This is a genomic window from Chitinophaga sp. 01L420 (assembly GCF_056399985.1).
In genome coordinates, this window is the sequence record NZ_JBFTSK010000009.1 from 120,185 (window position 1) to 145,122 (window position 24,938).

The window sequence follows — 24,938 nt, forward strand, 5'->3', positions numbered from 1 at the left end:
AATCCGGGGAATCTGTTTTCGGGACAGATTGAAGATTAGCTAAAGGGAGTGTATTGGCTATTATATAATATTCAAGGATAGTGCATTGGGGATTCGTGAATGACAAATGGGAGTGTATGGGCTTTTAGCCAATATTTAAAAAAGGTATTCCCTAACATTTCAACTTGATCGGAAGCCGAACTATCTATATCGGCTTTTTTCTTCGATCATAGTTTACAACTAACGTAATATGGTCAATCCATGTATAAAGCACCAATCTCCGATAAGAGGAGAGATGAGTATTTTTGAAAACGGGTATTATTGCCTGTTTTTGGGAAAAGAAGCAGGTATTTATATCTGTTTTTGAGGATCCCGGGTATCAGCTTCATTTTTTGTAATTACATTACAGCATCATTGTTATGTGCTATTAAGCAACAACCAAATCCTATAAAACACACTTAAAATGAAGCAACACCTCTTTTCTCTTATCCTATTGCTGGGGCTCTGTGCTGCAGGATGTAAAAATCAGCCGTCCGCCGGCACCGCTAAACCAGGAACCACCACAAGAAATGATTGCAACCAGGTTACAGACAGTGTAGGCCGTGTACTGGTGAACCTCGTAACGGCCCGCCAGAGTATTCAAGCGTACGATAGTCTTTGCCGCATCCACTGGAAAGGCACTGCACCCGTGGAATCCTATACCATCCGGGCAGTGGACCTCCTGGCTGCCATGGGCCTGCCGCCGGAACTCGCCGATTCATCTATATGCAGGTTCAAACACATCCGGGTATACCTTGGGTTTAAAGAAAAAGTGGGGTTCAAGTTGTACCTGGTACCAGTAGATAATGCCTGCCTGAAAGGCAAGGATCCCAGCAAGTGGAACGCTGGTGTGGATGTTATACTCGACAAAGAGGCAAACCCCATCCTCGCCAATACTGATTCAACAGGAATAGCACTTTACGACAAGTACGTACTGGACCTCAACGCCCCTTGTCCGAATACCTGCCCGGAGCCAGGACCCCTTAATGTATACCATTGATATATGAGCTTTTCAGAAACGATCATACTGTTATCACATGTACCCGTTTTACTCACAGTAGTGTATGCTGCTGTGCATTATAACAAATTGCCCCGTGAGCTGAAAGTGTTCTCATGGTTTATTTTCCTGTCGGGCATCATCCAGTTCACCTCCCTGGCTTTCTGGTTCAACAGCAAAAACAACATGCCGTTGCTGCACATATATGTGGCGGCAGGATTCCTTTGCCTGGCATGGTTCTACAACACGTTGCTCAATGGATTCATAGATGCAGGAATAATATGGCTCATCGCCATATTATTCCTGCTCTTTACAATAATCAACTCCCTGTTCATTCAGCCTGTTTACACCTTTAACTCTATCGCATTAACGGTGGAGGGCATTCTCATTGTGATCCTGGCATTGTTCACTTACCGGTTCTTTCTGAGTGATATTGTAAAGGAGACCAGCGGCCGGAATATCAGCAGTCTTAACTGGATCAATTCAGGATTGTTCATCTATTATTCTTCCTGCATACTGATATTTTATTTTGGCTCTGTTATCACTGGTGCTTTCAGCAGGAGCTTGAATTTGTACGCGTGGATATTTCACTCCTTCTTTTCCATTGTTATGTATACCTGTTTTTTTATCGGCTTATGGAAACGATCAAAGACCTGAGTTTTTTAAATGCATTGCTGCCATTGGCGGTTATTGTGTTCATCATCGGTATTGGGGTAGTGTTCCTGAACCTGCATTTTCAAAAGAATTTGTCTATGCAGAAACTCCGGCAGGAGGCATTGAAAAGTATCTACCAACATGACCTGCTTCGCTCGAATATTCAGGCGCAGGAAGAAGAGCGCAAACGTATTGCACACGACCTGCATGATGAATTGGGAGCGGTGATGTCTATTATGCGCATGCATCTCATGGTACTCGAACAGCAAAGTACTGATGGCACGAAGCAATTACAGGAGTCCCTGCAGTATGTTCGTCAATTGTCTGAGACGGCACTGGCAAGTGTGAGAAGTATCAGCCACCGCCTGATGCCGCCGCAGCTGGAATCTTTCGGGTTGAAGGCCGCGCTAGAGTCGGTAACGGAACAGATCAACAAGGTCGGTGAGATAAAGATTGAACTGGGTTGTGAAGCCCGCATGGACGACCTGCCCTGGCTGGTAAACCTGGGCCTGTTCCGCATCATTATGGAAATGATCAACAATACGCTCAAACACGCTGGCGCCAGATCGATAAGAATAGATCTTTTCCGGCACAGCCAGGAACTGGTATGTTATTATACGGATGATGGGAGAGGACTGTCAGATGATAATGCCAGCAAGGGCCTGGGTCTTAAGAGTATTGAAGGGCGGGTGAATGCGCTCGGTGGAAAACTGGAAATGGGCAACCAGGAATCAGGCGGATACTACGCCATTATTCGATTAACATTACCTGCATAATACTTTACTATATGAAAAAGGAGATCAACATAGGATTAGTGGAAGACCAGGTCCTTTTCAGAGAAGGGATGAAAGCCATTATCAACACCTGGCAGGATATGAAGGTGATATTTGAATCTGCCGACGGTTACTCCGTGCCGGATAGATTACGCCAGGCGGCTGTTCTCCCGGACGTGATGCTGGTAGACCTCTCCCTGCCACCGGATGGAGACAGAGAATACAGCGGTCAACACGTTACCCAGGAACTCGCGGCTACCTATCCTGACATGAAGATCCTCATCCTGTCGGTCCATGATGATGAGAATTTCATTAACCAGTTAATTCAATGCGGCGCGCATGGTTACCTGGTGAAAGACAGTGCGCCACAGGAAGTACAGGAAGCCATCATTGCTGTACACACTAAAGGATCTTATATCAATGAGCGCGCGTTAAAGGCTTTGCAGCTCAGAACGGCGAGAACTGTCAGGAGCAAGCCCCAGCATCTCTCCATCACCAAAAGAGAGGAAGAGATTTTGCAGCTGGTATGCAGACAATATACCGCAGAGGAGATTGCGCAGGAACTTTTTATCAGCGTAAAAACGGTCAATGGGCATCGGAATAACCTGCTGCAGAAAACGGGTTCACGTAATGTTACCGGGCTGGTGTTGTATGCCATCCGGAATAATATTGTATCGTTGAAATAATATCGTCATTTACGCGCCAGAGAAACCTGTAATCCTACTCTGTCCTGCAAAAAAATATAAGAAAGAGCTAAAATAATACTAGGAAGCAATGGGAATTAATGTGAGCTTTAGAAATAATTTTTACCAAAATCGAGTAAGAAGGGAATAGATTTGTCCGGAAAAGTACACGTTATATTATACAGCGGGAACCAAAGCACATGTTTCTCTATATCAGATATCTTTTATTAAATGTATTCAAGCTACACAGATGATCAGTTGTCGCGGTTGCTGGCCAGTGGCGATGAGCGGGCGTTTAATGAAATCTAYAACAGGTACTGGAAATGGCTGCTTTTTATTGCGCACAAACGCCTGCGTGATACGGAGACAGCAAGAGAAGTTATCCAACGTGTGTTTCTGAATCTTTGGAATAAACGGGAACGGCTTACCATAGCTTCCTTACCCAACTACCTGGCGGCTATGACAAGACATGCCGTATACCGTTACCTGGCCGACGAGCACCGGAGGCAGGCCCTGCACGAAGTGCACGCTGGTATTGCAGGCATGGAAGGGAAGGCGCTTGAGTTTGATTTGGAGAACAAGCAACTCCTTGATATACTCGTGAAATATGCCGGCGACCTGCCGGAGAAATTCAGCATCATATTTATCCATCATAAATTACTGGACAAGCCGATTGAAGAGGTAGCGCAGCGGCTGGGTGTATCACCACGTACTGCTGAGCGCTACATCAGTCAGGTCATGAACATTATGCGTAACAAGCTGCGAGCCTTGCGCACAGCGGTATTTGTCTTGTCTGCTTTATATGCTGCATGGGAATTCTTCTCCTGATGGCAGATACCAGTACCGGCTGTTTGTTCTCCTTTTTTTATTTCTCCAAAAAAAATGCTGTTTGCTGCGTACAAACTTCCAGCACATGTATCTATTCTAAGTATTACCCTGTATAAATAAAAAACCAGGACCTATGCATCTTAGTAAAGAAGCAATAAAACTGATTGCCCGGAAGTATTTTGATGGTACTGCCAGCGAAGCCGAAATCATTCAGCTGCATACCTGGTATGATGAGGTAAATGCAGGGGATGCAGAAGCCATCCTGACATCGGATACTGAAGAGGAGTTTGGCGCTGAAACGTGGCGGCGTTTACAGGTTCAGATGGCTGCTGAAAAAGTTACACAGCGTAGCAGATCCCGTTGGTGGGCTGCAGCTGCAGCGGCATTGCTGCTGATGGGTGGGCTGACCGCCATTTTTGTAAACAGTAGCCGGCATCCGAAAACGATGGCCGCTGTGGAAAAGCGGGCGAAAGATATTCCCGCTCCATCTGCTGTGCATGCCGTGCTGACATTGGCCAGTGGCAAGCAAATTCTGCTCGACAGTGCAGGAAACGGGCTGCTTGCCAGTCAGGCGGCAACAAATATTGTAAAGAATGACAGTGGACAAATTGTATACATCGCCAACGGGCACCATCAGGAAACGCAGTATAACACGCTTACTATTCCGGCCGGCAGCAGGGCAATGTCTGTGATGCTGGCGGATGGTACCAGGGTGTGGCTGAATGCTGCCTCATCGATTACTTATCCCACTTCGTTTTCGGGTAAAGAAAGAAGAGTGGTTATTGATGGAGAAGGTTATTTCGAGGTGGCCTCCAATCCGGCCGTTCCTTTTGTAGTGGCCCGCCCGGACAAGGGTTTGGAGGTACAGGTATTGGGTACACATTTTAATGTTAATGCCTATGCTGATGAGCCAGAGATCCGCGTTACGCTGATATCGGGCGCAGTAAGGGTTTCCGGAGGGCGATCGCGACAGTCTGTGGCGCTTTCACCCGGAGAGCAGGCGCGTGTTGCCAGTTCCCTGACGGTATTGAAACACGTGGACGTAGATGATGTATTAGCATGGAAAGAGGGGCTGTTTGTATTTGATGCAACAGATATTCAAATAATGATGCGCCAGGCGGCGCGCTGGTATAATATTACCGTACAATATCCCAATGGCATTCCTCATGAACATTTTACCGGCTCTCTTTCTACTGATGCAAGTTTGTCGGAGTTCCTGAAAATACTTGATTACAGTGGTGTTGCAGCCACCATAAAAGGAAAAACAGTATTAATCAATCCTTAAAAAAACAGACTGAATAAAAAAGAAACCGGCAGTGTTCCACCACTGCCGGCGGATAGTTCAGGCCGTATAGTTCACAATAAACCAATTGTTTTTTATCAACCTAAACTTCATGAAGTTATGAAATTAAGATTTCATAGGCAATTCCTCGTTAGCAGATGGAAGGCGAATTGCCTCCGACAATCAACCAACATCCTCTTAGTTATGAAAGTAACGAGTATCCTTTTATTAACAGCCTGTTTACAGGCGTCAGCCACGGGATTTGGTCAGAACATTACGTTGCATGTAAAAGATGCATCCTTAACAAAAGTGTTCAGGGAAATCACCCGGCAAAGTGGCTACCAGGTTTTCAGTAACGACCGCTTACTGAAAAACAGGGGAAAGATAACGGCCAATATACAGGACGCCTCCCTGAAAGCAGCACTGGATGCTTGTTTGAAGGATCAGGCGCTTAGTTATGTTATTGTTGGCAAAACGGTGGTGATCAAACAAATGGAAGAAGTGTCAGCGGAGCTGTCTCCGGCAATTGTACCGATCATCGTCAAAGGTATTATTACGGATGAAAAAGGGAGCCCGTTGCCGGGCGCATCTATCCGGGTGAAAGGCAAAAATAAAGCCGTTGCTTCCGATGGTCAGGGTGCCTTTACGCTCACGGTAGAACCGGGTGATCAGCTGCTGGTATCCTTTGTAGGATATGAGGAGCAGGTGATTGCGGTAGATGGGCGCAGGGAAATTAATATCTCCATGAAATTATCCTCCAGCAGGGTGGACGAAATCATCGTAGTGGGTTATGGCAAACAATCCAAACAAACGCTGACCAGCTCCATCACTACAGTTAAAACAGATAATTTCAAGGATGCTCCCTATACAGATATTCAATCTGCGCTGGCAGGTCGCGCAGCGGGTGTGATAGTAAACTTCAGCGGTGGAGAACCGGGTAGTGTACCTTCCATGACAATAAGGGGTGGTGAGCCGCTGATCGGGCAAAGCGCGCCTTTGTATGTAATTGATGGTATCATCCGTGACCAGAATGCATTTGTGGCGTTGAACATGAATGATATCGAGAGTGTCAGCTTTCTGAAAGATGCTGCTGCTACGGCTGTTTATGGCGCCAAGGCTTCCGCAGGAATCGTGCAGGTGACCACTAAAAGCGGGCAAACCGGCAAACCGAGATTTTCTTATTCCAATAACACTGCATGGAATACCCCCAGTCTGTTTCCCAAGCTCATTAACAGTACTGATAAAGCACTGGTGGCTAACGCCATTGGAGAAGCGGCCGGTAACGGCAAAAACTCCGTTTACACGCCGGAGCAACTGGACAAAATAAAAAAAGGTACGGATCCTGATACTTATCCCAATACCGACTGGTATGGATTAAGTTTCCGCAAATATGCGCGCCAGCAGAATCATAACCTGTCTGTAAGCGGCGGTACAAAAGAAACCAAGTATTATGCAGGGTTGGGGTATTTCGACCAGGGAAGCAACTATGTAAATAACTCTTTCCGCGTGCAACGGTTTTCGTATAATACCAAACTCAGTACTACTTTTGATGCTACCGGACTTACCATTGCGCTTGGACTGAATGGATATTACACCTATAGCACACAACCTCCGGCAGGTTCCGGGACCATTTTCAGTCATATAGTGGCTAAAAGTCCGCTGGAACAGGCATACAATAAAGATGGAAGCCTGGCTCCGCTCGTGGATCATCCGTTGGCAGAAATCAATTCACCGGGTTACAGCAGGTCTGAAACATTTTTTAATGATGGTAACCTGACCTTTACCTGGAATGTACCCTGGGTAAAAGGACTGACATTAAAAGCGCTGGGCGATTATGTTTTCAGCTCCAATCCAAGTAAAACATTTGATGTACTGGCAACACAGTACAATACGGACGGAACAATCTACCCCACGCCAAGCCCTACGCTGACACAGGCTAACAGCAATTCCCGCGCTTATAACGTGGAGTTCCAGGCCGATTACAATACCAACTTCGGTGAGCATACATTGGGTGCCACCGTGGTATCCATTACCAGAGGGGGAAACAATAAATGGTTCAGTGCCCAGAGGAAAAATTTCGTTTCTACCGCCATCGACCAGATGTTTGCAGGCGATGCGGCTACGCAAGTGAATGACGGTTCTGCGAGTGAATGGGGAGAAGTAGGTTATGTAGGAAGAATCAAATACGACTATGCGAAAAAATATTTGCTGGAATTTGCTGGTCGTTATGATGGTTCGGATTATTTCCCTCCGTCCAAGCGTTTCGGATTTTTTCCGTCAGTAAGTGCAGGATGGATTATGTCGAAGGAACAATTCTATGAAAATGCCCACCTCGATAATGTATTTTCCTATTTCAAATTAAGAGGTTCCTACGGAAAGGTAGGCTCCATTGGAGGCACAAAGTATGCCTATCTGCCGCAGTATGGCGTACATACACAGACTTATGTAGCGAATGGCAACCTGCAGAATGGTTATTATGAAGGAGGGCTCACCGTTGGCAACCAGAATATTACCTGGTTTTCCACCAGTTCACGCGACTTTGGTATTGAGTTTGAAAGCCTGAAGAAAAAGCTGAGCGGTAATATTGATTATTTCTTTACCCGCACTACCAATATCCTGGGTAGCCCGGCCTACCGTTATACCGATCCGTTGGGTCAGAGTTTACCGCAGGTACTAACAGATGCCGCTACCCGCAAAGAAGGTATTGACGCTGCCCTCAATTATAATTTCAATATCAACACCAACCTGAAAGGTTATGTGGGCATCAATGTTACTTATTTCAATTATCTGTGGGAAAGAACAAATGAAGACAGTGCTTCTTTGACCAATCCTTATACACGTAACCAGGGAGTAAACCAGGATTATTACGGCGCGATGTACAGTTCCCGTGGGCTGTACCAGAATTTTGATGATATCCTCAATAACCCCAGCCGTATTACTTCGTCCGCGCTGGGCCTTGGAGACATTTGGCTGGAAGATACCAACGGTGATGGTAAAATAGATGGGCAGGATTTCCGCCGGCTGGGCAAGTCTACTTCTCCCCGGTTTACTTTCGGCATTCCGTTCGGACTGGAATATAAGGGGCTTCGGTTTGATGCACTCATCCAGGGTTCCGGAACACGCAATGTATACCTCGGTGGCTATCTGCAAGGCGGGGAAGGTTTGAACAGGATCAATTTCGACTTCCAGAAAAATTACTGGCTTGCCGATAATAAGAGCGCTGATTTCCCCAGAGCAGGAAACAATTCCATGAACTCCGGTAATAACTATTCATCCAGCACTTTCTGGTTAAAAGATGCACGCTTTGTAAGATTAAAAAGTGTGACGTTGGCGTACAATTTCAGACGGTTGTTGAAGAAAACAAGTCCATTCAGTGAACTGTCGGCCTTTGCAAGTGGTAACAACCTGCTGACCTTTTCCCCGGTAAAAAAATATTTTGATCCGGAACTGGCAGACAACAACAACTTTTTTTATCCGGTTAACAAAACTTATTCAGTGGGTATCCGGGTAGGGTTCTAAGTAATTTAATGTATTAAATAAGTCTGAAAAATGAGATACTATATCATACTAACCATAGCGTGCTTCCTGACCTTCACCTCCTGTACGAAGGTGATGGATACCAAGCCGCTGAATACATATACCGGAAGTGATGTGTGGAGTAACTATGGCCTGGCGCAAGGCTATATGTATGAATGTTATTCCAATTGCATGGGATATATTTTTTCCTGGGACTATGACGCCAGCACCAAGAGTATCCGGAACCATCCGTGGGGCGGCGGTCATACGTCCGAGAAAACCGAGCAGATAGACCGGAATGCTGATGAGGGCTGGGGCGCATTCGGCAATATACGCCGCGTGAACATGGTACTGAAAAATGTACCGGCTTCTCCTTTCACTACTGCACAAAAAAATGTATTTCTCGGCGAAGCTCATTTTCTGCGTGCTGCTATCTATTCCAACCAGGCTTTCCGTTTTGGTGGTGTGCAGCTCGTAAAGGATGTGCTGACAGTTGAAAGTGATTTCAATATAGGCCGTTCTTCCCTGAAAGAAACCTACGATTTCATTTTGGGTGACCTGGATGCAGCTGCCGATTTGCTGCCACAAACCAATGACAGAGGACGGGCCACAAAAGGGGCCGCCTATGCACTGAAGATGAGAGTGGCCTTGCAGGCCGGTGCCTACCTGAATGACAAAAGTTATTATACCGCTGTGAGAGCGGCAGGTGATAAATTGTTTGCGCTGGCGCAGTACAACCTGGACAGTTATTCCAATCTCTTCAATGCTTATAGTACTGCCATCGCCTCTCCGGAAAATATCCTCGTATTTGAGATGAAAAACACCAACACCAGTTTCTCCAGTACACCTATGCAGTCGCTGGTATGCAACAGCGATATGCTGGCTTCCAAACTTACTGCGACCGCCATGCAGAAATTTCCTTTGAAAGAATCCATAGAGGGATGGATGAATTATGCTCCCACGCAGGATCTGGTAGACGACTACCTGGTAACAGATGCTGATGGGAAAGAAAAGAAATGGGACCAAACCACTTATATCCAGACTGGTGGAAGTGCTTACCAGAAGATGTATAAGAACAGGGATAGCAGATTCTATGCTTCTATCGTGTGCGACAGTTCTAAATATTTTGGTAACTGGGCCTACCTGAGAGCAGATGGCAACGCTTCTTCCAACGTGCAGCCACTGAACGGCGGCAACATCAATGGTGGCGCATCAGTGACGGGCTACCTGTTTGCAAAGTACCTGTACCAGGCTAAAAAGCTCTGGTATTCCGATCCTACTGATTTTTGTTACAGCGTACTCCGTTTGGGAGAAGCTTACCTGAACTACGCAGAAGCGTGTATCCGTTTGGGTGATGAAGGCGCTGCGCGTACCTATCTCACCAAAACCTACCAGGTACATGGTGGATTTAAAAACAGTATTACTTCCTCCAATGAAGACCTGTGGAATGATTACAGAAGGGAGCGACATATAGAGATGATCCTCGAAACAGGTGACCGTTACTGGTCATTATTGAGATGGGGTATGCAGTTGACCGGTGGCTTGAAACAGGGTTATGAAAATACGGGTGTGGCCATACCGGAACTGAATGGTAAAGAGCATGGTATAGCAATCAGTTCAGATGGTAAAAGCTACCAGGTGTTTGAGATGGACGAACAGAACGGACAGCCGTTGAAATTTACGCCTAAACGTTACCTGTTCCCGGTGCCGCAACCCAAAATCGTGGCGCTTCCCATCCTCACCCAGAATGCCGGTTGGTAGGGTATTTTAATCAATTCAATCTCGTTTAGTATGAAAAGCAAATATCTCAATTTTATTATCATAGCACTTGGTTCACTGGTGATGACCTCCTGTTTGAAGAAGGACTTACCGGAGATGAATAATTCTTCTTTAAACAACATCAGCGATTTTAACCTGTACTACAAGTATATTGATACCGTTGTTGATAACAAGGGCACACCACAGGAAAATACGCGTATTCTGGCGAAGACAGTGCAGTTAAGCAGGGTAGTAACGATCTCCAAAGACACGGTGTATGTGAATCCATCTTTCCCTGCCGGTTTTCCGCGGAACGAGAAGCCTAAGGTAACCCTGAGTAAAATATGGGGCTATGCGAATATTCCGGAAGCGGCCATTATAAGCCCGATTGGATCTTCGCCCGCCCTGGGAAAGCCCGGCGATTTTACACAGCCTGTGCAGTATGAGGTGATGGCGGCGAATGGTGATAAAAGGACCTGGGTGATATCAATTTCCCCGCTACCGGTTGTGAACAAGTGGGAAGGTAGTTATACCGAAAGTGGCACGCTCAATCATGCGTCTGCCGGGTTGCAGACTTGTCCGGCAGATTATGTGCAGGATCTGATCACCGTGGGACCGAACAAGTTGAAGGCTACCGCCGGGTACTGGTATTTCAATAATGCCGGGATCACCTACTTTATCACAGTGAACAATGATAACACCGTGACTATTTCCAGCGACCCTGATGCAGCAGTGGCAATACAACAGGAAGCAACGCCGGCATCCACTTATGATCCGGTGAACAGGCGGTTTACCTTGTATTATTATTACTATAGTGGTGGTAACCCGGCGAACTGGAGACGGTTCAATACCATTCTGACATTAAAGCCATAATTGTTTCTGTTTTTTGATGATACCATTAAGCATATACGAGGATAGGTGGTGACCGCAAGGGGATCACCATCAGGAGTAAAAGTAAATATCCGGACGTAATTGAAACCTTGTAGAAGCTGATTCTACAAGGTTTTTTTGTTTTTAGTGGTACAGCTGTGAAAAGATAAAATTCTTAATCACGTTTTGCAGCATCTCTTTAATTATTTGCGTTAGTATCGTGACGATATTTGCCGAACCGTGAGACTTCTTAAAGCCAAAGAAGTAACAAAATCAGGGGGCTCTTACCTGTTGGGTTCAGATTTTCGTACAGATATTTAAGCCAGACCAGAAAATTTTAACCAGCAAGAAGAGTGAAAATTGTAATGGAAAAAAAGCATCTGTTATTCAAGCGTTTGAAATTTTGTAGCGGGAAGTTGATTTTGCGCAAGCCAGAGGATATTGATTTAGCATAAGAATAGCTTYTATTAAGGGTTATAGATGTTGTTTTAATAAAATCATTTATCTGGAATGATAACTACATCGCGTGATATAATATGTTATAGCAACAAAAGAGGGGCTCAAAATTACATTTGGCCCCTTTCATTTAAATAGCTTCAGTTGTTTCCTCAATCATATCCCGGATTCTGCGGGAAAGTGACTTTATTATTCATGATATCTATTTCCTGCTGTGGAAGGGGGTAGAGAAGACGAAAAGCAGGCACCGTTACTTTTTTATTTGCCAATATCTCTGAAACGGCTCTGTTGGTACGTATCAGGTCAAACCAGCGGTCGCATTCAAATGGCAGCTCCAGGCGGCGTTGCTTGTATACTTCAAGCCGGAAACTACCCTGTTCCGGAAGATCGGAGGCTGTTAGTGGTTTAGTCAGGCCGGCACGGGTACGTATCATATTCAGGTAAGTAAAGGCATCACCTGTAGCATTATATCCTTGTTCGTTGAGAATCTCCGCCTGCATCAACAGTACATCCGCAAAACGGAGTACAGGAAAGTCGTTGCCTGCATTGCCGTTAACGGGGTCGTCCAGGAACTTACGAGGCATGATGTTGGCATTGCCGGTTGGCTTGACAGATTCCGACAAAGGTTTGCGCAGATCTCCATCATCATATGCTTTCACTAATGTGGTATCAACGGTGATCGTTTGTGAATTGGCGTACCAGAAACCATGGTCCTGGCTAACAATTCCCTTTGCATAGCGTACCGCGAACAATATTTCTGCATTGTATTTATTGGTGGTGCTGAATACGTCGGCCACTTTAGGCAATAGCATAAACACTTTGCTATTGATGACATCCTGCAGTACTGTTTGAGCGGCCGCATATTTTTTCTGGTAGAGATATACTTTTCCCAATAATCCTTTGGCTGCTCCATTGGTAACACGACCTGATTCCGTAGCAGTATATGCTGCCGGCAGATTGGCAGCGGCAAAAATGAGATCTTCTTCCACTTGTTTGTAGATAGCGCCTACGTCATCACGTTTAAGGTTCACCGCATTAACAGGATCTGTGACAGTGGTTAACAACGGCACAGCGCCCCATAATCTCACCAGGTTAAAGTAATCCAATGCGCGGATAAAACGTGCTTCTCCCCTGATACGGTTTTTTAGTGCATCATCCATGCTGATACCATCTATAGCGGCTAACAGCGTATTGCAGCGGAAGATGCTGTTATATACACCTACCCAGGCGTTGTAAAAGTTGGTATTACCGGGATTATCTGAATAGCGGTTAATTTGATAGTTCTGTCCTGCATTAGAAGATGGGTCCTGATCTGTAAAATTATCGGCACGCGCTTCCATCAATACTTCAAAGGTAGCACCGTATTGACTACTCTGCGCGAGCGAAGCATAGCAGCCATTTACAGCCGTTACCGCGTCACCGGCGGTTTTAAAAAACTGCCCTGGTGCGATGGTAGAAATAGGATTGAGATCCAGGAATTCTTTTTTGCAGGAGGCAAAAATTAATACCAGTAACGGAAGGTAAAGTTTATATTTTCTCATGGTTTGTAGCATTAAAAATTGACGTTAAGACCAATCATGTAAGTACGGGCCAGCGGGTAGGAGCCGTAATCTTCCCCGGCTGTAAGCGCGCTTTCCGTGCGGTTGCTGATCTCAGGATTGAATAAAGAATATTTGGAGAAAGTGAACGGATTCTGGACGGCGCCATAAATCCTGGCAGATGAAATGCCAGCCCTTTTAAATATTGTCGTTGGGAAGTTATAGCCAAGTGCAATATTTCTTATTCTAACGTAAGACCCATCTTCCACATGCCAGGAGGAAGTGATACCATTACCACCGGTAGCCAGTCTGTTGGCGCGGTTTACTACGCCATTGCCCGGATTTTCCGGAGAAACATAATGATCCTTTACCTCGCTCAGATTATTGAAATTGCCCTCTACGTTGGCGATATAGCGTCGGAAGAGGTTGAGTATCTTATTACCCTGGCTACCTTGTATAGAAATGCTTAGATCCAGGTTTTTGTAACGGACTGTATTGCTGAAGCCAAAAATATATTTAGGCTGGGAACTCCCCACAATAGCCCTGTCATTGGCATCTATCTTACCATCGCCATTGATATCCTTAAATTTGAGGTCGCCTACATGTGTAGGATTGCTGGTTTTGGCGGAATTGTCCAGGTCCCGCTGATCCTTGTAAATTCCATCTGCCACATAGAGATAGTAAGAACCTATGGTTTCTCCAATCCTGGTAATGAAGTAAGTATTGCCTGTGCCGCCTGTAGCAATGATAGGCGCGCCTGAACGTCCCAGCCTGGTCACTTTATTTGTGTTAAAAGCAATGTTTGCATTTCCTTCCAGTTGCCAGTCTTTCCCGATTTTTTTATTATAAGACATCGATATTTCCACCCCTTTATTGTTTACTGCTCCTATGTTCTGGAGATAAGTACTAAAGCCGGATGCACCGGGAACAGGCAGATTAAGGAGTAGTTTCGTGGTGTTGGAATTGTAGTAATCTACGGTGAAACTCAATTGGTCATTAAACAAGCCCAGTTCCAACCCAAGATCAAAACTGGCCGTACTCTCCCAGGTAAGATCCGGATTGGCCGGACTGGTAATGGATACTCCGTTTACCTGTGCCTGATTACCCAGGATATAATTACTGTTTACATTGCTCATTTGTGCCAGCGATCCGTAGTTGGGAATCTGGAAGTTCCCTGTAAGACCATAGCTGCTCCTGAGCTTCAGTGAACTGACAGATTTTACGTTTTTGAAAAATGGTTCGTTGGAAATCTGCCACGCGCCAGATATCGCGGGGAAGGAAGCCCATTTTTGGTTGGTACCGAAGCGCGATGAACCGTCACGTCTTATGGATGCTGTCAGGTAATATCTGTTGGCATAGCTGTATTGCGCTCTTCCCAACCAGGAATTAAGACTCCACTGCTCGGTGCTGGAGCTGCCGGCATTGACCTGACCTGCGTTTAGGGTGGTAACGATATCTGTGGGAAAGTTGTTGGCGGTAAGGGTATTGTGTTCCTGGTTTTCTTTCTGTACCGTAAACCCGGCCAACACGTCTAATTTATGTTTACCAAAAGTTTTATTATAGGTAAGTGTATGTTCCGTAAGCCAGTTGGTATACATATCCGTATTGGAAAAACCGGTAGCTACAGAAGGTAAGGTGCCGGAGGGCAGCGGCAAAGTAGAAGGCCGGTAATAATCCCTGCGGAAGCTGTTCAGATCTGTACCTGCCGTGATCCTGTATTTCAGATTTGGAAAGAATTCATATTCCATATAGGCGTTAGCCGTTAGACGGAAATTTTTAATCCTGTCTTTTATCAGGGAAGCCACCGCAACAGGGTTCAGTTGGTTGGTTTGTCCATAGCCCCAAACGTTTACAGAATCCGCAAAGGTGCCGTCTGGATTACGTACCGGGAAAATAGGCGCATAACCGAGCGCCAGTGCGATCACGCCTGAGTTGGGCGCAAACCAGGGACCTTCTGCATTTACGACATGGTTATCTGTATAAGAGGGCGTCATGTTCACCCCAAAGCGGAATTTACCGGAGCCGCCATCAATGCGGAAGCGACTGGAATAGCGCTTGTAGTTGTTATTGATGACGATACCATCCTGGTTAAGATAGTTGGCGGAAAAATAATAAGAAAGACTTTCGCTTCCTCCGGCTACACTTATCGTGTGACTTTGCATTGGTGCCTGCCGGAAAATTTCTTTCTGCCAGTCAGTGTTGGTCAGTCCGGGTTTACCTTCCAGGTAAGGCAGTACCTGCGGCGGAATCCAGGTAGATGGGTTCCTGGGCCTTACGCTGTTAGGATCTGTTGGTTTACCACCAGGTACGGCATCGAGGTATGCATTGTTATGTCCTTCATATACCAGCTTGGCATAATCATAGGCGTTCAGTACATCTACATGTTTATTTACATTTTGCAGGCCATAGCTGCCATCATAACTTACCTTTATTTTACCTGCTTCTCCTTTTTTGGTACGGATCAGCACTACGCCGTTAGATCCCCTGGAACCGTAGATGGCAGCCGAAGCGGCGTCTTTCAGTACATCGATGGAGGCGATATCATTCACGTTAATAGATGCCAGCGGATTGAAAGGCTGCTGATAATTATTTACGCCGGGAGAGGCACTTCGGGTATCATTGGTAATAGGTACGCCATCTATTACAAACAACGGATTATTACCGGCACTGATGGAACCTACGCCACGTACACGGATAGATACGTTGCCACCTGGCGCCCCATTGGTTTGCATTACCTGGATACCGGCCATTTTACCTGCCAGTGCCTGATCAAAAGAAGTCACTGCCTGTTGTTTCAGATCAGATGAACGGAGAGAGGAAACGGCACCTGTCAGTTCTTTTTTTGTCCTTGTACCATAACCTACTACTACCAGCTCATTTAATCCTTTGCTGGCCTCTTTCATGCGGATCAACAACAGGTTGCCGTTGCTGTTTTTTACCTGGAAACCATTTAACAGGTTGTTTTCATAACCGATAAAACTAAACGTAAAATCATACAGCAAACCAGGTCTCATTCCCGGGAGTTGGAAAAATCCTTTTTCATCCGTTGTAGCATGTAGTTTTTCGTTGCCATTGCGTTGCTTAACCAACACAGACACGCCGGGCAGTGGCTGCCCACCTTCACTCATTACACTACCTTTAATGGTAACAGCGACGTTCGAATCCTGCGAGTGGGCGTGTAGGACACAGATTAGCATTAAAAGCACACAGCAGTACCTTTTTAATAGTCTGATCATTTTTTGACAGGTATTAGTTAAAGTTTAAAAATAGATGGCCCCCCACGTGCACCGGGTGCACATGTTAAAGCATGATATAACTATAGATGGAGGATTTTATCTGATCTTCCTGATTGACATATTTCCCTCTCCCGGCGTAAGCTCCAGATTGTTGAGCTGACAAATGACTTCCAGGATATTACGCAGTGAATCCGTTTTCAACACTTGTCCGGTGAAATACGCGCTATCCACATCGCTTTGTTCATAGTGGATGGTTACACCAAAAGCAGTTTGTAGTTTACCGAGTACTGTATGTAATGGCGCGTTATTGAACTCTATGAGTACTGCATGTTTTACAACAGATGTTTTTTCTGTATGTATCCCGGTAGTACTGGTTTGTGCTACTGAATACTGATGCGAGTTGTTATCAAAATGAAATTTCTCACCCGGTGACAAATAAATATCTTCTTTAGTGGCGCCATCTTTTGTTCGCACGAGCACCTTACCTGTTTCCAGTTTTACGGTGACCAGCTGAGGGATCTGTGCGTCTACAGTAAACAATGTGCCTAATGCTATTGTGATGATATTGCCGGCGTATACCGTAAATGGGTGGTTTTGGTTGGCATTCACCTTAAAGTTAGCCTTCCCCTGCAGCGTAATATTTCGTACGGCGTTATCCGGGAATGTCAATGCTGCACCTGGTTCCATGGTAACCTGAGAGCCTTCCGGTAAAGTGATTATGACCGCTTTCCCGGTAGTGTTGCGTATGAATTTCAGATGCTGCGCCACCGGCATATTGTTACGCCCATTTTTTTGCAGGTTGTTGTAATACATCCTGCTCAGGCCAGCCAGCAGTATCAATCCCGCTACAGTTGCCGCATACGGGAGTATCCTGCTAAACACCGGCAAGTGTTGTATGGTAGCAGATGGCATTTGTTGTGCTTCCATTTTGTGATGGAGCTGCATTAATATGCCGGCAGTTTTTTCCGGTGTGAGCACCTGCTCGCCAGTCATTACTGCTCTATCAAAGTCTTCACGCAACGATTGCCGCAAGGACGCATCCTCTTCCTGCTCCAATAACGTTTCCAGGAGTGCCACATCGGCTGCCGTAGCTTTTCCCTCTTTTATTTTCTGTATGAGTGCGATGATGTGTTTCATGTCTTTCAAGTATAAAAAGCAGGAAGTAGGAAAAAAGAGGGGGTAGGCGGAGGTTACGGAATTGTTAACAAAAAAACAGACTACAGGTATACCGTCAGGAAGAGTGTTCCCAAAACCGGTATTGTTGCCTGATTGGAGGCAATATAGGAACGTATGGAGGAGGAAGAAGACTGTAAGTATTCTTTTACGGTATGATGTGAAATTCCAAGGATACGGGAAGCCTCACTGGCTGTTTTTCCCTCCAGCCGGCATAGCTGGAAGACTTCTTTTTTGCGGGGGGAAAGACTTTCTATAGCCTCGTCAATCAGGGTTAGTCTGCTTTCCCGAAGGTCGGCACTATCGTCTTCCATTATATCGAGCATGGAAGGATAGGCGGCCAGTTTTGTTTTTTCAACAGCTGCCTTTTTTAAATATTGTAAGGACTTATGATAGCTGACCACAAACAGCCAATTGCCCGCTCCCTGGGCCAAATCCAGTTCTTGCCGGCTGTTCCAGAAGCTGAGAAATACTTCCTGCAGGATATCTTCCGCAATGTCGTGCCGGTCAACAAGCCGGCAGATGTTCTTAAAAACTGCATGGTGATATTGATGATAGATCTTATCAAATGTCATCACCTCAGCTGAGTTCAAAAAGGAAGTCAAAATGGTACCTGTTTTATTTGATCGATAGCGTTTCCCGACAAACAAAAGTACAATTGAAGATATAAAGTATAGGTGGAGGGATATTAAATAATGATTATCAGTAAGCATTGCTCTGCCGTTGCTGGTCATTTTTATAAAACCGCCATTTCCGGAAAACCGAAAAGCTATTTATACTTAACCTTAACCTTCATATTTGTGAAACTCAGTGATTATTAAATAGTATCCATCCGGGTCTCTGAGCGAAAATTCCTTTTTTAATGAGTTTGTATTTAAGTGAATATCTTCTTCAATAGCACTACCTGCTTTTTCAACCTTGGCTCGTATGGCCTCCATACTGTTTGTCCTGAAGTAAAGTATTAACCCATTTCCCGGAGGTATGTCCGGATTAGTCATTGTAGGATGATGATGTTCTCCCCATTTGTGAAGACAGAGCACAATTTCATCATTTTCTGATACTAAAACAGCAAACTCATTTCCACCGTGTATTCTTTTAAAATTGAATAGCTCCTGATACCACAGGGAGCTGGCTTCAACATCTTTTACGGCTATTATCGGGTCAATTTTTGTCATAGTATTATCTTTTGCTACTTCATGCGGGTATATCAAAGTGTGTTGCGCTGTACATGCTTTTATCCGGGCTGACTTATCGATATGTAAAATACATTTTTTGAGAGGAAGTTTAATAGAATAAAGATAGAGATGCTTCAACATCACTTAACGATACCCCTGTGCCTGTAAATGGAATAGTTCGGCATAATGTCCGCCTTTAGCCAGTAACTCCTCATGGCTGCCGATTTCTATCAATTGTCCTTTTTCCAGCACCAGTATCCTGTCGGCCATACGTACTGTAGAAAATCGGTGCGAAATAAGTACGGAAGATTTACCCCTGGTGAGGTCTGCAAAACGGAGAAAAACATCGTATTCAGCCCGGGCATCCAATGCCGCAGTAGGCTCATCCAGTATAAGGAGTTGTGCGTCTTTCATATATGCCCTGGCCAGTGCAATTTTTTGCCATTCGCCTCCGGATAGTTCCACACCGGTACTAAAATGGCGACCCAGCATCTGGTTGTATTTCCCTGGTAGTTTCTCGGTAAAAATATGTGCCATGCTTCGTTTCGCCGCAGCAACAATTAATGCATGATTTTCTTTTTCCCGGATATCGCCAATCGCGATATTATGTGCAACGCTCATCTGGTACTGAATAAAATCCTGGAAAATGATACCTACCTGCATCCGCAATTCAGCAGGATCATACTCCCGCAGATCGTACCCATCCAATAAAATGCGGCCTTCTGTAGGATCATACAACCGGCTCAGTAATTTTACAAGTGTAGTTTTACCGGCGCCATTTTCTCCTACCAGTGCTAGTTTTTCACCTGCATGCAGGGTAAAGTTCAGATGACGGTTAGCCCATTTGTCCGTATTAAGATATTTGAAACCTACATTTTCAAAGGTAAACCCATGTTGAATAGGGTGGGGGAATGGTCGTGGATCAGGAGCTATGACCATCCGTGGTTTGATCGCGAGAAAATCAAACAGGTCGCGTAGGTAAATTGCCCCCTGCATGATCGTAGTGAATCTGCCTAAAACACCCTGTAACAGGCCCCTCAATTGCATAAAAGAACCTGCCATAAAAGTGAGATCACCGATTGACTGTTGGCCATTTACGGTACGGAAGATGATGAGTACATAGGCCCCGTAATAACCTGCGCTGCCCAACAGCGCAAACACGGCGCTCCAGGAAGTCCGCTGTATATATAATTTACGGCTGTCGCGGTAGAATTTGTTGGATAAATCACGGAAACGGTCTATCAGGAAACGGGACAGGCTGAATATTTTTACTTCTTTGACCGTTTCATCACTCGCCCCCAGGAAGCGGATATAATCCAGCTCCCGCCGTTCTGATGTTTGCCCAAAGTAAAGTGCATACATTTTATTGTTGAAATAAGATTCGCCGATGAAAGCGGGTATAACGGCTATCAGCAATAGCAATATCAGCCAGGGATTAAATATGACCAATCCTGTTATAAGAAACCCCATCGTGATACTATCCTGTACCTGACCTAATGTTTGTGATAATAATACCGTACGTCCTGCGGTTTGTTGCCGGGCACGTTCCAGCATGTCATAAAATGTAGCCTCCTCAAATTGATCCAGGTCAAGTATGGATGCATGTTCCAGGATCTTAACAGAAGTATTTTTGGCAAATAAATCCCCCAGTAAAGTATCCATTAACCCGATCACTTTGCCCATGCAGTCAGACAATATCACCAATCCCAGTTCCAGCGCTACCCATTGCCATAAGGTGTGCTGCGGATGATGGGTTTCAGGACGGCTCAATAATACTACCTGGTCAATGATCAGTTTACCTGTATACAACATGGCCAATGGTACTGCCGACTGTACAATACGTAGTAATGTATTAATAATAGTAAGCCAGGGGCTGGTTTGCCACACCATTCTGAAGAATGGTGGCAGGTTACGCAATGCCAGCAACCGCTCTTTATAAGTTAAATCATCTTTAGCAGACAATGATCTTTGAAACAACTTGCGCCAGAAATTCATGCAATTGGATTGAAGATATTTTGTGAAGTATAGCATTGAAAAAGGGGCTGACTTTACATCAGCCCCTTTCACAATCATCACCAGGTTTTACTTACCATCTGTTAGGCTGGCAGCTACCTGCATAAGCACAGAAACAGTTTAAGTTAGATGGGCCGGCGTAACCGCAGTTGTTACCATTAGGACCACTCGGACCATACGGAGGTACGCAGTCAGCGTTAAATAAAGAACAGCTGATATCTGCTGCTTCACCACCATTGATGGCTCTTAAATCGTTTCTGTTGAGGCTTTTGCCAAATGCATGTTTTGTTTCCATTTTTCTTCGTTTTTTTAATATAAGAGAAATAATATGCTGCAAGACTGCAAATTGCAGCATGGTACTTGTGAGAAGCAGTCTTTCTCACAACTTAGTTTATGATAAAATGATTTTATTTTACTGTTCCACTGTAGCGCTGAAAGACGCTGCCAATGACGGGATCAGCTGAAACATATCGCGTATGACATAATTACGTGGTAGCTGACGTCCGTTAATAAAAAAGGTAGGGGTACCTTTTACTTTTGCTACGTTGTCCATCCAGTGGATATGTGCCTTCAACAGGTCATCTACATCTACATCAGGTATCGGCCACCATTTTAGCTGCCATTTTTTGAGGTCCATCCATTTGAACCAATCAGACAACATAGCGGCGCGTTCCTCATCACCGGGTATCTGCATGTTTTTTTGTAAAATAGCTTTCACGGCTATTGTGAGGTCATTATTCGGATTGTCGATAGGGAAAAGAAAACGGAATTTTATGCAAAGTATTTCTTTATAGGTTTCGTATAATTCATCAATGATCTTATGTGCTGTTGCACATGGTCCACAGTAGGGATTACAGGCTATTGTTATTTGTACCGGGGCTTGGGGGTTACCCAGCATCAGTTCCTGATCCCAGGTAGTGCAATCCACATAAGGTCTTTGGTTGGATTGATATAGATAAAGCGAGTCATTTTTTTTCCATCTCCGTAATTCTGTAGCCTGCATCAACCTTTCCCTGATATTCGTTACGAAATTTTTTAGCCCCAGGAGAAAATAACACACTATTCCCTGGGCTACAAAGAAAGAGATGACATAAGGGACTGACATCCTGAAACTATTGATAACCGGAGCTACAGACAGATATGCCAGCACGGACTGTGTAATAAGTACGGCCACTATACCCAGACAGATTATACACCATTTTTTCAGTACAAATTGTTGTGCATATAAACTTAATCCGGCTACCATTATTACTGGTATTGACAGGAGCAGTGCAGTATGTAGTAATGCAGGCTGCCAGTTGGATAAAAGATAAAACCCGGATTGTGTTATGAAATAAGATATGGAGGCATCTGCAATGGAAATGCCTGCAATTCCTTTGGAGTAATTACTTCTTAGTACCGCATCGCAACCAGAAGGGCTTACCGAATTACACACTTCTTTTACCGCTTTTACCTGCATACCCATCTCTACAGAAAGTACGCCTACGCTGATCACCAGGCCGGTGAGGGATAATAGTCCCCAGATTGTATTTATTGGATTGAAAGCAGGAATAGTTACATACACGAAGGCTGATAGCAATAGTAAAACAGCCATAACAGATAATGTTTTTATGGAACGACTTTGCCTGATCAGTCGGGTGTTTTCATCATAACTCCATGATGGCCGGTTACCGGCCAACAGTACGATGCCTGTCCATTTTTTCTTTAACTGTTCCTGTTGATGCCAATCATTGACGGTATCTACCTGTATCATATGTGAGGAGCCGCTGTCTTCCATGACATGGGCCAGGCAAGGGTAGTTGAACAGACTAATATGTGTATGATCACTCTGCACTACATCATAATCCATTTTGCCCAAATCCAGAAAATCGATGAGGGAAACAAGGGATGGATAGTCAGGATGGGACTGCATTTCCTGGGTAATGAAACGCTGATTTACTTTAATGCCAATCTTACTCAGCCAATTATAGGCGGTTTGTTCAAACGCCGCAATCTGTTGATTCGTTTTCATAGTAATGTATGCTATAGAATTATTTTCCCGGGCATGGCAGTAGATAGCCCGGTTTTAAAATAGGGTAGATTACTGATTTGTTTAAAATGAGTACAGGGATATTTTGAACGGGTACAAAATGCACGATGGTTAGTTATCAAACAATCATGCGGGGATAGTCATAAGATGGCAGTTTTAAATATTATGTATTTACATTCCTTTTTTGAGACCTTAAAAAATAATTACTTTGAGTACATGCTTTCCGGATGTAAAATTAGGGCTTCACCTAACGGTTCCCTAGTCTTATATTAACTACTTTTTTGCAGAAATTCACCCTGTTTTTTTTCATTATTATATAATGAACATTGTATGAAAAAAAGGCTTATACAAAGCGCTTGTTGTTTAATTATGATGACTGACGAATGCTCCTTCAGTCATCGCCAATTGAGCGAATAACGCGCGCCGGATTTCCTCCGACGAGGGTATTGGGTGGAACGTTTTTAGTGACTACCGAGCCCGCCGCTACTACCGAATTTTCGCCTACCGTTACTTCGCCGATGATGGTTGCGCCGGCTGCGATCCAGACGTTTCTTTCAATCACGATGGGTTTTCCGATGGTGGTGGTGCGGCGCTGCGAGGGACTAAGGGGATGACCTGTTGTGATGATGCTCACGTTGGGTCCGATCAGTACATCGTCTCCGATGTCGAGTCCGCCAAGGTCATAGAAAGTGCAGTTCTGATTAACAAATACATTATGCCCGACACAGATTTCGTTGCCGCCGGCAGTATAGAATGGCGGGAGCAGCAGAAAGCCTTCGTCTACCTTCTTACCGATTAGTTCACTAAATAGTGCGCGAATTTCGGCAGCATCATCGAACGTTAAGCGGTTAAGCTTGCTGGTGATGGCCATTGCTCGTTTTACGTTTGCCACCATGGCCGCTGATTCCGGTGTTCTATTGTTAATTATCCTGGTACGATCATCATTCATTATTCGTTATTTTCTTTAGTCTAATAGTAGGCAGAAGTCCTGAAAAATGATTTTCCTTCTTCTTATTTATTATTGCAATAAAGTTGCAATAACGGTATTTCTACTATCATTGAAGAGATCTTTGGATGATGAGTAAACGGTTAAATCAGGATGTTTTTCACTTCATAATGTAATTGAATGGTATCGCCGTTTAATTTTTTTACGTCCAACAGCGACAATTTACATTCAAAATCCGCCTCATTCACTAAGGGTRATCCCTTGCCAAAGAGCACAGGTTCTACTACCAGGATGATTTCATTTACCAATCCTGCTTTAACAAATGCGTCTACTGTTTGTGTGCCGCCGATGATCACTGCTTCGGTATGCCCTTTAGCGGTGAGTTGCGCAATGATTTTTTCCGGACTATCACTGGTCAACAACACATTGGATTGGGAGGGTGTTGCCTGGGTATCATGTGTTAATACCACCAGCGAACCGCCATCTTTTAGCGGGAGGTAGTCAGGCGACAGGATGTTGTAAGTTGTTTTTCCCATGATGACGGCTTGCGTACGTTGGCTGATGGCCATGAATCCCTGTCCGTATTCCTGCGATAGCCAATCTGGTACATTTCTGTTATTACTGATCATTCCATTAGCGGAAGTAGCGAGGTAAACGATGATTTTCATCTTGTAAGTTTTATAGTGATGACTATTGTTATCGTTGTTTTATCAAATAATATTATAACAAAGAAGCTTTTGTAAAGCAAAAATACTTTGATTAGATAGATGATGTGCACCCTATACGCGACATTCTTCGGGAGATTTGCGACACAATGATGGACTGTGCCGGTATTTTATTTATGCATCTTATAGACCATTATCCAGGATATTGCCGGCACAAATCCTTTCAGGTATTATATTGGCTGTTATACTTGCGCTGCCGGGAATTTTACGTTATGCCATTGTGTTAACCATAATTTCTTAATATTGTATTTCCGGAAAGCAGCATCAT

General features: G+C 44.7%; 19 protein-coding genes. 9 read left to right on the forward strand and 10 right to left on the reverse strand.

All coding sequences use genetic code 11. The features are described 5' to 3' along the window. The first annotated feature begins 442 nt into the window (after positions 1-442). The 9 genes from AC1DP6_RS11835 to AC1DP6_RS11875 all read left to right on the forward strand — a co-directional run bounded on the left by AC1DP6_RS11835 (position 443) and on the right by AC1DP6_RS11875 (position 11,382). Positions 443-1,018: a hypothetical protein gene (locus tag AC1DP6_RS11835; RefSeq protein ID WP_477054988.1), complete on the forward strand. Its 576-nt coding sequence runs from the start codon at positions 443-445 to the stop codon at positions 1,016-1,018. A 3-nt stretch (positions 1,019-1,021) separates the two neighbouring features. Then, positions 1,022-1,672: a hypothetical protein gene (locus AC1DP6_RS11840; RefSeq protein ID WP_477054989.1), complete on the forward strand. Its 651-nt coding sequence runs from the start codon at positions 1,022-1,024 to the stop codon at positions 1,670-1,672. Next, the gene (locus AC1DP6_RS11845; protein ID WP_477054990.1) at positions 1,651-2,445 is read left to right on the forward strand and encodes a sensor histidine kinase; all 795 of its coding nucleotides are present in this window, start codon (positions 1,651-1,653) and stop codon (positions 2,443-2,445) included. Before AC1DP6_RS11840 ends, AC1DP6_RS11845 begins: the two co-directional genes overlap by 22 nt. Before the next feature lie 11 nt (positions 2,446-2,456). Then, a complete protein-coding gene (locus AC1DP6_RS11850) occupies positions 2,457-3,128 on the forward strand; it encodes a response regulator transcription factor (protein WP_477054991.1) in 672 nt (223 codons plus the stop codon). Between the two features lie 228 nt (positions 3,129-3,356). After that, positions 3,357-3,953, forward strand: a complete 597-nt coding sequence (locus tag AC1DP6_RS11855; RefSeq protein WP_477054992.1) for an RNA polymerase sigma factor — start codon at positions 3,357-3,359, stop codon at positions 3,951-3,953. A 133-nt stretch (positions 3,954-4,086) separates the two neighbouring features. After that, positions 4,087-5,238, forward strand: coding sequence for a FecR family protein (locus tag AC1DP6_RS11860; RefSeq protein ID WP_477054993.1), 1,152 nt, complete (start codon positions 4,087-4,089; stop codon positions 5,236-5,238). Between the two features lie 201 nt (positions 5,239-5,439). Beyond that, a complete protein-coding gene (locus AC1DP6_RS11865) occupies positions 5,440-8,754 on the forward strand; it encodes a TonB-dependent receptor (protein ID WP_477054994.1) in 3,315 nt (1,104 codons plus the stop codon). A 30-nt stretch (positions 8,755-8,784) separates the two neighbouring features. Further along, positions 8,785-10,512, forward strand: a complete 1,728-nt coding sequence (locus AC1DP6_RS11870; protein ID WP_477054995.1) for a RagB/SusD family nutrient uptake outer membrane protein — start codon at positions 8,785-8,787, stop codon at positions 10,510-10,512. 30 nt (positions 10,513-10,542) lie between these two features. Continuing rightward, positions 10,543-11,382: a DUF5018-related domain-containing protein gene (locus tag AC1DP6_RS11875; RefSeq protein WP_477054996.1), complete on the forward strand. Its 840-nt coding sequence runs from the start codon at positions 10,543-10,545 to the stop codon at positions 11,380-11,382. Positions 11,383-11,987: 605 nt separating this feature from the next. Here AC1DP6_RS11875 and AC1DP6_RS11880 read toward each other — a convergent pair. The 10 genes from AC1DP6_RS11880 to AC1DP6_RS11925 form a co-directional block, all read right to left on the reverse strand. Continuing rightward, positions 11,988-13,376 (reverse strand): RagB/SusD family nutrient uptake outer membrane protein, encoded by a 1,389-nt coding sequence (locus AC1DP6_RS11880; protein WP_477054997.1) that lies wholly within the window; start codon positions 13,374-13,376, stop codon positions 11,988-11,990. A gap of 11 nt (positions 13,377-13,387) precedes the next feature. Further along, positions 13,388-16,609: a SusC/RagA family TonB-linked outer membrane protein gene (locus AC1DP6_RS11885; protein ID WP_477054998.1), complete on the reverse strand. Its 3,222-nt coding sequence runs from the start codon at positions 16,607-16,609 to the stop codon at positions 13,388-13,390. A gap of 96 nt (positions 16,610-16,705) precedes the next feature. Further along, entirely contained in the window at positions 16,706-17,746 is a 1,041-nt protein-coding gene (locus tag AC1DP6_RS11890) for a FecR family protein (protein WP_477054999.1), read from the reverse strand. Positions 17,747-17,826: 80 nt separating this feature from the next. Beyond that, positions 17,827-18,387 (reverse strand): RNA polymerase sigma factor, encoded by a 561-nt coding sequence (locus tag AC1DP6_RS11895; RefSeq protein WP_477055000.1) that lies wholly within the window; start codon positions 18,385-18,387, stop codon positions 17,827-17,829. Positions 18,388-18,567: 180 nt separating this feature from the next. Then, positions 18,568-18,957, reverse strand: a complete 390-nt coding sequence (locus AC1DP6_RS11900) for a VOC family protein (protein WP_477055001.1) — start codon at positions 18,955-18,957, stop codon at positions 18,568-18,570. Between the two features lie 144 nt (positions 18,958-19,101). Continuing rightward, a complete protein-coding gene (locus AC1DP6_RS11905) occupies positions 19,102-20,952 on the reverse strand; it encodes an ABC transporter ATP-binding protein (RefSeq protein ID WP_477055002.1) in 1,851 nt (616 codons plus the stop codon). A gap of 91 nt (positions 20,953-21,043) precedes the next feature. After that, on the reverse strand, positions 21,044-21,265 hold the full coding sequence (locus AC1DP6_RS11910) for a hypothetical protein (RefSeq protein ID WP_441575183.1): 222 nt from the start codon (positions 21,263-21,265) through the stop codon (positions 21,044-21,046). Between the two features lie 117 nt (positions 21,266-21,382). After that, a complete protein-coding gene (locus tag AC1DP6_RS11915) occupies positions 21,383-22,981 on the reverse strand; it encodes a vitamin K epoxide reductase family protein (protein ID WP_477055003.1) in 1,599 nt (532 codons plus the stop codon). A gap of 409 nt (positions 22,982-23,390) precedes the next feature. Further along, positions 23,391-23,948 (reverse strand): sugar O-acetyltransferase, encoded by a 558-nt coding sequence (locus AC1DP6_RS11920; protein ID WP_477055004.1) that lies wholly within the window; start codon positions 23,946-23,948, stop codon positions 23,391-23,393. A 140-nt stretch (positions 23,949-24,088) separates the two neighbouring features. After that, positions 24,089-24,613 (reverse strand): dihydrofolate reductase family protein, encoded by a 525-nt coding sequence (locus tag AC1DP6_RS11925; protein WP_477055005.1) that lies wholly within the window; start codon positions 24,611-24,613, stop codon positions 24,089-24,091. Positions 24,614-24,938: the final 325 nt, after the last annotated feature.